Genomic DNA, 12,354 nt, shown 5'->3' with positions numbered 1-12,354 from the left:
GAGAAGCAAGATGGCGCGCGACGCAAAGACAAAGCCCTCGCTCAAACTGCCTCCTGTAAGGCCGGGCGGCTGGCGGGGTGAAATCCTTGGAGGCTGCACAGTTAACTTTGGACAAGTCGTTCAGCCCGGTCCACCAAGGCAGTCCGTCGAGTTCACTTATGTGATAATGTCCGCAGTCTTCACGATGCCTGACGTGCGCTTCACCTGGCCCGGCATGATAATGATCATGACGCCGACTCCCATGAAAACGGAATTCCCGGACGCTGGCCACCTGTTCAAAGGCCGAGCACCTTCCTTGTCTCCACCTCTCGCTTCAGGTCACGCGTGGGCAGTTTTCAGACATGCTAGGGATGCTGGAGGCGAAACGCCTAAAGGATCTTCATTTCACCGTCGAGGACGGAGCCAACGGCTCCTGGCCAGTGTTTAGCTGGGGCATGTCGGCGGCCTTCGCCTAGCGATCATGACTGAGCCGATTTCCGCATATTGCTTGCAGCAACGAGCAAGGTGGTGAAGCGGTCCCCGGAAAAATCGCCCGTCATTGCAAGCAATTGATCTCATTGGTGGGCCCGGCAGGACTAAAACCGCATTGAATTTACGAGTGAAATTGTGACTAACTACCGTAATGGTCGCACGGAGCCGTTTAAGGTTTGATGCCGAGTGCCTAACCGATTTACCCTGTCATCATCACATCGATTAGGGCGACCGGCACATGATTTCAAATCTCGGAACGAGAGCGCCGAGCCCGTATCGGCAAGACATAATTCTTTTTACCGCCTTGGCATCTTTGGCGGGAGCAGCGACCGCTGCGCTGGTCATATTTCTCTCCGGTAGCAGTGTCAGCGCTGGCTGGATTGGATTGGCGGGTACAATCTTGGGCAGCGCCATTAGCTTCGGCGCTGTCACGTATCACGATAATAGGCGTCAGAAACAAGAGATCGAAGCTATGAGAGCAAGTCTCTATGCTGAGATCGTTGATCGGGTTGCACGATGCGCGAACGACTACATCGAACCATGGAGGAATTGGGGCGCGAGGAAGATCGTAAGTGAAGACGCCAAATTCATGCCGTCACTCCCGTTGGTATTCTCGGCTGTTGCGGGGAAGCTTGGACTGCTCGACGCAGATATTCTGCTGGCAGTGACACAGTTTTATTTTCGTCTCTCGGTTCTGCGAGACGCAATCGAGCTTGTTTCCGGAACCCCCGACACGAGCGAAGCAATCCGCTGCCAACGCGTTGAAATGATCCAGCGACGATTGCTCAGTTGCTTCGATCCCGCAATCCGCTCGTTAAAATTGCTCGACGTGCCGGATTGGCAAAAGTTCGATCTCGAAGCTGCCAAGGTGTACCCCCACCTGAAGCGAGAACAGGCTGATTTGCGTATGATACTCGAAAGATTTGCTGCTCTAGCCGCATCTAGAGACATCATTTGAAAGCTGCGGCGTGGCCTACAGGCCGCGCTCTCATGGTCATTTTTCCTGCAATTGAGCGAACCAAAAGTTGCGGATGTCGCCAAGCTCGATGACCGAGCCGTTTTCCAATTTTCGTATTGCTCTTTCGTAGTCTTTTTGCATCGTCGCGCGCTGCCGGTCATCAGCGTTTGTGACAATCCAACTTTCGATAATTCGGGGACGGCCGAAGTCCAACGCAATCTCTCCGCTTTCCAAAGGGTTGGATCGGTGCAATTTGCGCTCGACTAGGCAATATGCAGTTGCCTCTCCGAAATCGGCCCACGCATAGTATATCCCCGCACGAAGACCCTTCGATATTGGAAGGAGTGGCTGAAATAATATGCGCACAGATGGTGCAGTCATCATGTGATGGAAAAGAACAAGCTCATCCGTGTTGACGATATCACCGACGGTTAACTCAATCTTATCGCTGCGCGCGCCGGCCAATTCGACCAAGGTTGTCGTCACGTCAGCGAACAGTTTCCACCATCCGCGAGTGTCCTGATCAATATCGACGCTGATCGTCGATGCGAGAACTCTTCCCTTGTCCGACCAAATTTGGAGATCGACATAGCCTTCCGAAAGCCAACTGTTTAGGACACCAAGCCCTTGGAGGTCCGCTAGGCTTTCGCGCCCCACGTTAGACCAACTGCGTTCGAATGTGCCACCTTCCTTCTCGGAGGTCATAACCTCTATGCCGCCACCTGAAAATCGATACCATGGATTATCCGCAAATATGGCGACAGCGAATGCTTTTCCGGAAATCACAAGCGGTCGCGAACTACTTCGTCCTCGAAGTCTAATCTCAACATTCTGATGTGAGGTCGGCGTGATAAACAGCGTGCCGTTCTTGAACGATTGTTTTCTGTCGTTATCAAGCATGTTGAAGCGCTTGGGTGTTATCGTTCCGCTTGCTGTCAGCCCATCGCCAAGGCCAAGAAATTCGCGGGCTAGTGTACGCGGATTTACATTCTCGAAACTGATTGTTCCGACTGCTGTTCCGTCGTCGAAGCCGACGGAAGTGTAAATCCGCTTCTTTTCTTCCTCATAGTTAGACATGGCTTCGGCACAAGCACGCATCCAATCCAGCAGATCGCCCACGCTGCGCTCGTCTTCGTCCGTAAACGCGATGGTGAGTAATGTTTTGTTTAACCGATGACCCTGTAAGTCATGCTTGCGAACTGCCTTGAGTGTCCGCTCGATCAGGTCGGTCCATACATGCGTCGCGTAGATTTTGGCCTGCCCCGATGCATCCTTCGCGACCGAAACGATAAACCAAGGTTCGCGTGATGCAGCACTCTTCTTCAGATTTGACAGCGTTACCTTACAGCTACGGCCATCATTCTCACTGGATTTTACTTGAACCCACACTTTCAAAATCGGATCATGGAGATCGGCTGAGCGGGGATCATCCTTTGCGGGAAACTCGACCAGGAAGTCCCAGCCGTGGCGATCTCGCGGTACTGGCTGTGCGGTAGCGCCGACTTCGGCGCATGCCAGTTGAAAGATCGCTTCGGCATAGTCAGGAAGAAAGGTCCGGGTGTGCTTCGGCATATCTTCAATTTCTCTCCGCGCACGGATTGGATTGCAGTTCGGGAGACACATTGGAAAGCTGGAGGGCGGCGTGTTCAAGCCATCCACAGGCGCTTGCGCGAACTATCCTTCGTTTGCACGCTATACGCGCTATTCACAAGCCACCAAGGATTGCAGAAGAGTTGCATGTGCCGAGCGGGCGGCCGTTTTGGGTCCTGTCGTCCCTAGCAAATGCGGGTCGCACTTGCGCGCCCACCATCCCTAGCGCCTAGGATGGCTATGGCCCGCAACAACATAATTACAAAAACTGGCTCTGATTTGGAAGTTAATATCAACCCCCTCCAAAAATTCCATCCCAAGGCAACCGAAGCGCGCAAGCGCGCACCGCACTAGTCGGATAGTTACAGTACCTAAAACCTATGCCCGCAATGATCGGACTTTCCCATCTCTTGCGAGCTATCAGCAGCCGAAGGCTCGCAACGCATCCGGCAAACAGGGGGTGACAGCTTGGCTAGGGATGACTTCAGCAAACCAATCGTCGAGAGGCTGGCGAAACGGGTTGGAATGAAATGCTCAAATCCTGATTGATGTGGTGGAACGGCCCGCTCCGACAGCATCATCGTGCTAAAACGTGGTCGTTGTTCGAACGCCACAAGGAGGGACCGTTCCATGAAGCAGGTTAGCACCATCGGGTTGGATTTGGCGAAGCACATTTTTCAAGTTCACGGCGCGGGTGCCGATGGCTCGCCGGTGTTCAACCGGAGACTACGGCGCAGCGAGGTCCTGCATTTCTTCTCGAAGCAGCCGGCCTGCCTTGTCGGAATAGAAGCCTGTGGCAGCGCTCACTATTGGGCACGCGAGATTGCAACTCTCGGCCATGAAGTGCGGCTGATCCCACCAGCTTACGTCAAGCCGTTTGTGAAGCGTGGAAAAACGGATGCGGCGGATGCCGAGGCCATCAGCGAAGCCGTGACTCGCAAGACCATGCGCTTCGTTCCGATCAAAACGGCCGAGCAACAAGCCGGAATGATGGTCCTGAAGAGTCGCGCACTTCTGGTGAAACAGCAAACGCAGACGATCAACGCCCTGCGCTCGCATCTGGCTGAGTTGGGCATCATTGCCGCCGCCGGCCGGACAAAGGTCGAGGCGTTGGTTGCAATCGTACGGGATGTAGCAGATATCCGCTTGCCTGCGGCAGCGCGCTTCGCGCTGACGGCAATTGCCGATCAGATCGAGGCTCAGGCGGACCAGATTGACAAGCTCGAGCGAGCCATTGTTGCCGCGGCAAGGACCGACAAGGACATGCGCCGACTGACTACCATCCCCGGCATTGGAGCCATTACAGCGGCGACCATCAAGGCGCTGGTGCCAGATCCCGGCGGCTTCAAATCCGCTCGTCACTTTGCTGCCTGGCTGGGACTGACGCCGCGACAGCATTCGAGTGGGGGCAAGGAGCGGATGGGGCGAATCTCGAAGATGGGAAACCCCGAACTTCGGAGCCTCCTCGTTCTTGGGGCGACATCCGTCCTGCGAATTGCCCGGAAGGCTGATCGGGCGCCGCCATGGTTGAAGTCGTTGCTCGCCAGACGTCCGTACAAGGTGGCAGCGGTCGCACTGGCCAACAAGACAGCGCGAATTGCCTGGGCGCTCTTGAACAGGGGCGGGATTTATCGGCATCCGGAGACGCTAGCGACGACTACGGCTGCCGCTTGATGAATACAGCAGTTGTCAAAGATATCTGACCGGCGCGGGCCGGCAGAGGGCAAGGAGCAATAACAGGCGATGAACCCACGGGACGAAATCCCGACACGAGTGAGGCTGGCGCGACAATGCGCTTCAAGCGCGTCTGATTGATTTAGCCCCTTGTGTCGCGGACTTCATCGAGGCCAGCGGTCATGCGCCGCGCTTTACAGGCCGTATACATGACCGCACCGCTCCCATGTGTGAAGTCGACTGAGAAAGCTCTTGCGCCCGCGGGCCGTTCCATACATGCCGCGCGCCAACGTCAGGACCAGACGGCGATGGTGGCGTGACCAACACAGGGGTGGCTGCGCACATAACGGCAGCGTCACCGGGAGGAGCGCGCTACGACGAGACGCTGACGCCTGAGCAGCGAAGCGACATCACCAACGGCATTTGGCTGTGCCAGACGCACGCAAAGCTAGTCGATGATGATGACCTGACTTACACTCCCGCTGTTCTCCGCGATTGGAAAGAAATTGCTGAGCGCATGGCGGCGCTTGAAGCGCGCGGCTTCGTGGTGCGTCGGGCTCGACCATTTCCCGATCTGGAAAAAAAGGCTCCTCGGCTCCTCACCGAGATGCGTGAAGATTTGAATAAGCGACCTTTGGTTAGGCAAATCATCGTCCTGACAAAAGGGGTGGGCTACAATCCGGGACCGACGCCATACTTTGTCTACTACCATCAGGATCACGAGAATTTACTCGCGGTCATGACGATCATGGTGCACGTTGGCGCGATCTATGACATCACATTCAACGATGTGCCGCGCTACAATTTCACCGAAGAATTCGTGTCGTACTTGATCGGAGAAAGCTCGTAAGACAACCGCTCACCGCCGTGGCGGCCATGGTTCGCATGCAATTCCATCTCCGTCACGATCATGGTGCCTCCAATAGCCCGCGTCCCCTCGTCTCGCGGGTGCCAAGCCGACCAAGCGGGCAAACTCACAGTTGGGGGCGGACGCAATATGTCTGAGCGTTGTCGTGATCGGCCAAGAACTCGAAACAAGGAGCCAAATAGCCGGATAGGCAACCAAAATGGCAGCGATTGCGATCAATGCCACCATAGCCCACCGTAGCTTAGTGGTACGATCACGGCGTGCCGATACCGCACGAAAACGACGCTGCAAGTTGCGCAGTCGCTGTTCAGGACCTAGGCCGGGACGAACAGGATTGGGGTTAGGAAGGTGCGGCATGGGGCTGGCTTGGCTCGGCCACGCTGGAAAAATGGCTTAGTACAACATCCCGCCTTCTATCACGAATTAAGAGCCTAGTGCACGCTGCCGCGCTCTTCGCGCTCCAACTCGGCCTCGGCCAACTCCACCAACTCCGGCCAATCCAGGTCGCGGTCGAGAGTACGCGCGAAGCCGGTCGCGTCGCCATAGTGGGCGCAGCCATCGGCGATCTCCTCGGCGAGCGTCGCCAAGGTCCAGTTGACCGCGCGCGGATTGAGCCGCGCCATCTTGGCCGTCAGGCTCGCCAGAACCGGCACCGGAATGGCCTTGGCGGTCTGGGCCAGCTCCGCAAGGTGGGCCGCGCCGGGCGCATCGGCGAGCTTGCCAGCGAAGTGCAGGAAGTATTGCTCAAACAGGTTCGTGGGCATCACATACATTCGGTTGGTTCCTTTGGTTACGACGTGACGGCGCTCGCGCCGCCCCAGATTGATTTTTTCATTTCGACAGCCCCCATCTGCTCCACCTCGTTTCGATCACTCCATCTGCTCCGCTTCCACCTTCCACCCCTAATAAGGGGGTGGAGGTGGAGCAGATCAGAGCCGCCACCTTGCTCCACTTTGCTCCACCGAAGTGGAGCAGGTGGAGCAGCCGGAGCTAATCGTCATCACTCGCGACCTCGATGGACTTCTTCACCTTGCGGCGCTCATCCTGCCGCTCGACCTCCGCCAGCGCGCCGCTCGCGAGCCAAATCTTGATCAGACCGGCGACCTTGGCGCGCTCCTGCTTCACGGCGAGGCTGAGACCGAGCGTTTTGGCGACGGGCAAGCCGACCCAGTCCTTGGCCTGGCTATTGGCGCGCCATTGGCCTTTCTTGATGGCTGCTGCGGCTCGCTCAAAGTCGCCGCCAGTGATGCCGTCGAGCGGGTCGGGCCATTCCCACCGGGTCGCGACACCGATATCGTCGCCCTTCAGATCACCGAAAGGATTGCCGCTGAGACGGTTCAGCGGGTTGTTGTCGAGATCGACCGAAACCAGCTTGAACCAATCCCGCTTGTCGGCTGGCTTGGTCAGGTTCGCCTTGTCGGCATAGGCTGAGAAATACGACCGATGCTGATCGACGCCTGCGTTCTTGGCTTCAGCTTCTGTCATGCGATTGAGCACGCGAACCGAGCGACAACCATCAGTCAGCGCAACGCCACCGCGCGCGCTTTGCACCGTGACCTCCTGTTCGCCCTTCCGAACGTGGTGGACGAGCTCAACCGCGCAATTACCCTGATCGGCGACTTTGCCCCATTCCTTCACCACCATATCGATGGCGTTGTTGTCGTTCTCAGGAACCTTATGCGACGAAATAAACGGATCGACGATCACAACGTCGATGCCGCGCGCCTTGATCTCCGCGATCAAGGCGTCAACGACAGGCGCGCAGATCACGGTATCACGGCCTTCCGTCTTGGCGATGACGAGGGGGCGTTCACGGCCATGGTTGATAAACAACCGGTCGCCGATGTCGTTTTCCGTGAGCTTGAAGTATTTGGCAGTGGCTTGGATGCGACGCGTCGTCTCCACGGCGGGGTCTTCAAGATTGAAGTACCACACGCGGAGCTGTTCGGAAGTGACGCCGAGCAACGCCCGACCCGAGACCGTCGAGAGCATTTCGGCAATGATGAGCGAAGATTTACCGAGGCCGCCCGGCGCAATCGTGGCGCTGACATATTCACGGATGAGATGCTTGCCGTAAAGAAACTCCCGCATCGGAATTTGCTCCGGCGGCGTCCAGCGATACGGTGTTGCGCGCATCTGGCCGCGCGACATATGCTCCGAAATCTTAAGCGTCGTGCGCGCATCGGCAATCATTTTCCGGATTTCGGCCGGGGTATGACGGCGAAATGCTGCGCAAAATGCGTGGATGTCGTGATCGGTTTCGTTGTCCTTGATCAGTTCCTCGATCACCTGAGCCATGTTATTCGATTGCACGATTAACGACGTTCGGCGCTTGAGTTGCGCCAAGAACTTCTCTTCGGCGTCTGCGACCTCATTCATGCGCGCACCTCGCGCAGCAAGCGATCAACGTCGCGACGGTTGATGCCGATGTAAGCGGTGACCGGCGCGAAGCCTTCGTCAGCCGGGCCGTCGTCACCGAACATGGGAATGATGTTGATGCCCATCTCTGACGCCGCGACCAGCACCGCGCCGCGCGAGATGTAGCCACGACGGGTCAGGCGCTCAACATCATGTTTGAGCCAACCAATGGTCAGATGCTCATCGGGCTGCACAGTGCGCGTCGGGCGACAACGAACAAAGATCGATTTGACGATCTCCACTTGGCTGCGCTGGACGTTGTCCGGGACCGGATCGCCGAAATCCTCGGTCGAAAACCCGGCCGAACAAACCCAGTAGTCGCCGATCTTCACCGGTCCGGTGGTGGACACTTCCTGGCTAGTGTCGTATACTGTTGTTTCCACAGGTGATTTTCCTCTTCGACCCGCTTCCGGTCCCACAACCGTAGGCGGGTTTTTCATGCGTAAACTGCACTTAATGTACTTGCATTATATTGAATAATGCAAGTACATTACCTGCCATGGACTTCGAAGCCCCGCAGTTCCCCATTCCTGAGGTCGCCGACGCAGTTGGTTGCCCGCGCCCGACACTCGACGCGTGGCGCAATCGCCTCAACCTGTTTGCGGACACCGTGACGCGCACCAAGGTGGAGAAGCGCCTTTCCTTGACCGACGCCTGCGTGGCGCGCGCGGTCAAGTTGCTCACGGATGCCGGTCTTGGCGCCAAAGGCGCGATCATGGCAGCCGATGACGGTGTTGTGCGCTTGCAAATCTTCGCGCTGCTGAGCGGCGAAACCGTCAGCAGCGTGCTTGGCTTTCGTTGGAATGCGAAGGACGGCAATGAGAAGCCGGACCTCTATTTCCTCGATCACGATGGCTTCCGCGACATGTTGAGCAAAGCTGGCGGCGTCATGATCGTGATCGATTTGGCGGCCGTCGTTCATCACGTGCTCAAGGCCCTCAACATCTCCAGTGATCGCAAATGACCAGTATCATCACCCGCACTCGCAACGCCTTTCGCGCCTTCACCCGCGCGTTCAGCGGCTATGACGTGACCGGCGGCTCCGGCCGCTGGCCGACGCAGTACATGCTGCCGTCACCGATCAGCCAGCAGCTCGCGGCGGGTCGGCTCGCGTCGCGTAAGATCGCGCATCAGAGCGAAAACAATGCACTCGTTAGCAGCATCATTCAGCATGCCGTGACCGCGATTGTCGGCGACGGCCCGACCGTGCGCGCCGCGCATCCTGATGCCGAGATCGCCGCTCAACTGCAACGCGCCTGGAACAGCTTTTTCCAAGATTGCGCCGTTGAGGGTGGTCAGTCGCTCGGTGGTTACCTGTCTCGCGTGGCTCGCGGTTTCTATGTCGATGGCGAGAGTTTCACCCAGCTCGTGACCGATCCGATCACGATGCAGCTTAAGCTGCGTCTGCTCTCGGCGGATCAGGTTGATCATTCCAAGACCATTCCGTCGCTCGGCATGACCGGCGATGCGCCCATGATCGTGGGCGGTGTCGAGTTCGACGGCGCAGGCCGCCGCGTTGGCTTCTGGGTTCTCCCGACGCCGCCCGATGCGCCGTGGGCCAGCGTCGAGCCCTCCACCCGCATTTCGGCGCTCGATATCTGCCAAGTCTTCGAGCCGCGCTTTCCCGGCGCGCCGCGCGGTATGTCGCCGTTTACGGCGGTTGCGCCGCTCGCGCTCGAACTCGACAACTGCATCGACGCGGCGGTCGTGAAGTTGCGCACCACTTGCCTTGTCGGAATGGTCGTTCGCGACCCAGAGGGCAATTTCCCCTTTGATCAGACCACCGATCCGGCATCGCTCTATCTCGAACCCGGCGCGACCCTGCGCCTGCCGCCCGGCGCTGATGTCAGCTTTCCGCCGACCTCCGAAATGAACACGGTCGCGGAAGTCTTGTCTCATATCGAGCGCTTGGTCTGCGCGGGCGCAGGCGTTCCCGCGTTCATGGCAACGGGCGACTTCGGTGCGATCAACTTTTCCGCTGGCAAGCTCGGTTTGGCGACCTTTCAGCGTCGCATCAAGGCCATTCAGCAAAACCATGTCGTCGCGCAACTCCTGACGCCGATTTGGGATCGTCTCGTCCTGCTGGAAGTGCTCTCCGGCCGCATGCGTGCGCCGGATTACGAGAGCCATCCCGAGCGCTACGGCGCGTCGTTCCTGTTCCCCGGCTGGCCCGCCATCGACGAATTGAAAAAAGCGAAAGCCGACACGCTCGCGGTCGCGGCCAAGCTGCGCTCACGCCAAGAGATCATCAGCGAGGGCGGGCGCGATCCCGCCGACGTTGATGCTGAAATCGAGAACGACCCCTTTGCCGCCGACGATCTGTCGGCAAGCGCTGGCGATATCGCCAGCCAAAACGAAACGGAGAATGAGAATGCGTAGTTCTACTGCACTGCTGCTGCGCGAAAGCGCGGTTGACCTGACCCGCCGCGACGCGATCCCGCGTCCGCGCACCTTTGACGCCGAGGCCATGACCATCGAAGCCGTCATCGCATCGACCACGCCGGTTCGGCGTCGTGATGCGCGTGGCGACTTCATGGAAATCCTCGACCCCGCAGGCTTGGACCTCGGCGTCACCCGTGGCGCGTCGGTTCTCGACAGCCACCAGCAGGCTGGTATCGACAACGTGCTCGGCACGATTGACGACGTTTGGATCGACGGCAGCGAAGTGGTTGCGCGCTTGCGCTTCTCGTCGCGTCCGGAGATCGCGCCGGTCGTCACCGACATCCGCAACGGCATCATTCGCAATCTGTCTGTCGGCTATGAAGTCGGCGAGTGGAAGGCGGGCAAAGACGCCGCTGGCGTGCGTACCATGACGGCTATCCGTTGGTCGGTGCGCGAGGCGAGCTTTGTCGCCGTGCCCGCCGATCCCACGGCGCGCACTCGCGCGGCCAACGATGACCGCGCCATCCGTGAACTCGGCCGCCGTGCCGGTGTTGCGACGGACCGCGTCAATACCCTGATCGAATGCGGCGCGAGCATCGACGATGCGCGCCGCGCTTTTCTCAATGACATGCTGGATCGGTCCGTCACCGTTCGCAGCGCAGGAACAGCCAATATGCACAACGTTATGACGCTCGATAACCCTGAAGTTTTTCAGCGCGCCGCCGCCGACGCCATGTACACGCGCATCGCGCCAAACCTCACGCCAATGCCGCAGGCTCGTCAGTATGTCGGCATGAGCTGCGCCGACATCGCCCGTGAGTGTCTGCATCGCGCTGGTATTTCGCCGCTCGGCTTGGCCGCACCGACGGTGATCACGCGCGCCTTGCAGACCACCAGCGACTATCCGGCGCTGCTCGCCAATCTCATGAATAAGTCGCTGCGCGAAGCCTACCAGATCGCGCCGAGCGGCATCCGCCGCGTCGCTCGTCAGACCGAGGCCAATGACTTCCGCGCAAAGAGCCGCATTCAGATCGATCATTCCGGCTTCACGCTCGACCTGATCGATGAGAGCGCCGAGTACCCCTTTGGCGCTTTCATCGACAGCGCCGAGAGCTATAGCGTCGCGACCTACGGCAAGATTGTTGCCATCACGCGCAAAGCGTTGGTCAACGACGATTTGGGCGGCCTCGGCGATGTGACGCAGCGCCTTGGCCTCGCTGCGGCAGAGTTCGAACGCCAGAAGCTCGTTGACCTGATCGTGCAGAACTCGGGTCTTGGCCCGACCATGTCGGACAGCCTGACGCTGTTCCACGCGAGCCATGGCAACGTCGGCACCGGCGGCGTGCCGAGCGAGACGACGTTGTCGGAAGCGCGCCTGTTGATGCGCAATCAGACCGGTCCCGGCGGTGGCGGCATCAGTGTTGTGCCCCGCTATCTGATCGTGCCGAGCGCGCTGGAGACCAGCGCCGAGAAGCTGATCACGTCGGTGCAGGCGACGCAGACCGCGAACGTCAATCCGTTCGCGTTCCTCGATTTGATCGTCGAGCCGCGCTTGGCCGATACTCATCGCTGGTATCTCACCGCCGATCCGGCGCTGCTGCCCTGCATCGAATTCGCGTATCTGGCGGGTGCGCCGGGTCCGCAGACTGAGAGCCGCGCGGGCTTCGAGGTTGACGGCGTGCAAACCAAGGTGCGTCTCGACTACGGCTGTGGTGCCGTCGAGTGGCGCGGCCTCGTCACCAACGCGGGCCAGTAATATGGCCGACGTTGCGGCGTTGCGGGCGCAACTCGACACGCTGAAGAGCGCGTACCGTTCCGGCACGCGCTCGCTGGAGTACGACGGCCGTTCGATCACTTACACCAGCGGCGAGGAGATGCGCGCGGCCATCGCCTCGCTCCAGAACGAGATTGCGCAGATCACGGGCACGACGACGCCGACCGTCGCCGTCGTGCGCTCCACGAAAGGTTATTGAGCTTCGGCACAGGGTAAATG

The 12,354-nt window shown here is 58.9% G+C and carries 12 protein-coding genes; 7 read left to right on the top strand and 5 right to left on the bottom strand.

The window, feature by feature from the left end:
* Window positions 1-709 precede the first annotated feature (709 nt).
* The gene (locus V5279_RS40840; protein ID WP_338692446.1) at window positions 710-1,429 is read left to right on the top strand and encodes a hypothetical protein; all 720 of its coding nucleotides are present in this window, start codon (window positions 710-712) and stop codon (window positions 1,427-1,429) included.
* Window positions 1,430-1,465: 36 nt separating this feature from the next.
* Here V5279_RS40840 and V5279_RS40835 read toward each other — a convergent pair whose 3' ends face one another.
* A complete protein-coding gene (locus V5279_RS40835) occupies window positions 1,466-3,001 on the bottom strand; it encodes a hypothetical protein (protein WP_338692445.1) in 1,536 nt (511 codons plus the stop codon).
* Between the two features lie 648 nt (window positions 3,002-3,649).
* Here V5279_RS40835 and V5279_RS40830 point away from each other — a divergent pair.
* Together V5279_RS40830 and V5279_RS40825 are read left to right on the top strand one after the other, a co-directional pair.
* Entirely contained in the window at window positions 3,650-4,693 is a 1,044-nt protein-coding gene (locus tag V5279_RS40830) for an IS110 family transposase (RefSeq protein WP_166073103.1), read from the top strand.
* A 316-nt stretch (window positions 4,694-5,009) separates the two neighbouring features.
* Window positions 5,010-5,543, top strand: coding sequence for a hypothetical protein (locus tag V5279_RS40825; RefSeq protein ID WP_338692444.1), 534 nt, complete (start codon window positions 5,010-5,012; stop codon window positions 5,541-5,543).
* 9 nt (window positions 5,544-5,552) lie between these two features.
* On the opposite strand, the gene V5279_RS40820 is transcribed toward V5279_RS40825, so the two are convergent.
* The 4 genes from V5279_RS40820 to V5279_RS40805 form a co-directional block, all read right to left on the bottom strand.
* Window positions 5,553-5,789, bottom strand: coding sequence for an excalibur calcium-binding domain-containing protein (locus tag V5279_RS40820; RefSeq protein WP_338692443.1), 237 nt, complete (start codon window positions 5,787-5,789; stop codon window positions 5,553-5,555).
* A 203-nt stretch (window positions 5,790-5,992) separates the two neighbouring features.
* Complete coding sequence (locus V5279_RS40815) at window positions 5,993-6,334, bottom strand: hypothetical protein (RefSeq protein WP_338692442.1); 342 nt, start codon at window positions 6,332-6,334, stop codon at window positions 5,993-5,995.
* 217 nt (window positions 6,335-6,551) lie between these two features.
* Window positions 6,552-7,940 carry an AAA family ATPase gene (locus V5279_RS40810; RefSeq protein WP_338692441.1) on the bottom strand — a complete coding sequence of 463 codons (1,389 nt, stop codon included), beginning with the start codon at window positions 7,938-7,940 and terminating at the stop codon, window positions 6,552-6,554.
* Window positions 7,937-8,362: a hypothetical protein gene (locus V5279_RS40805; RefSeq protein WP_338692440.1), complete on the bottom strand. Its 426-nt coding sequence runs from the start codon at window positions 8,360-8,362 to the stop codon at window positions 7,937-7,939. Before V5279_RS40805 ends, V5279_RS40810 begins: the two co-directional genes overlap by 4 nt.
* 116 nt (window positions 8,363-8,478) lie before the next feature.
* Here V5279_RS40805 and V5279_RS40800 point away from each other — a divergent pair, with 116 nt between their 5' ends.
* Genes V5279_RS40800 through V5279_RS40785 form a run of 4 tightly spaced genes read left to right on the top strand, consistent with a single transcriptional unit; the run spans window position 8,479 to window position 12,334 of the window.
* Window positions 8,479-8,943, top strand: coding sequence for a hypothetical protein (locus tag V5279_RS40800; protein WP_338692439.1), 465 nt, complete (start codon window positions 8,479-8,481; stop codon window positions 8,941-8,943).
* Complete coding sequence (locus V5279_RS40795; protein ID WP_338692438.1) at window positions 8,940-10,358, top strand: phage portal protein; 1,419 nt, start codon at window positions 8,940-8,942, stop codon at window positions 10,356-10,358. The genes V5279_RS40800 and V5279_RS40795 overlap by 4 nt, the downstream gene beginning before the upstream one ends.
* Window positions 10,285-12,117 (top strand): HK97 family phage prohead protease, encoded by a 1,833-nt coding sequence (locus V5279_RS40790; protein WP_338692437.1) that lies wholly within the window; start codon window positions 10,285-10,287, stop codon window positions 12,115-12,117. Before V5279_RS40795 ends, V5279_RS40790 begins: the two co-directional genes overlap by 74 nt.
* A gap of 1 nt (window position 12,118) precedes the next feature.
* Window positions 12,119-12,334 (top strand): phage head-tail joining protein, encoded by a 216-nt coding sequence (locus V5279_RS40785; RefSeq protein ID WP_338692436.1) that lies wholly within the window; start codon window positions 12,119-12,121, stop codon window positions 12,332-12,334.
* Window positions 12,335-12,354 lie beyond the last annotated feature (20 nt).

Origin of the sequence: Bradyrhizobium sp. 26S5, from assembly GCF_036923295.1 — a bacterium.
GTDB lineage: Bacteria > Pseudomonadota > Alphaproteobacteria > Rhizobiales > Xanthobacteraceae > Bradyrhizobium > Bradyrhizobium septentrionale.
The sequence above is the reverse complement of the archived record's forward strand: the minus strand, read 5'-3'. Positions and strand labels throughout refer to the sequence as shown.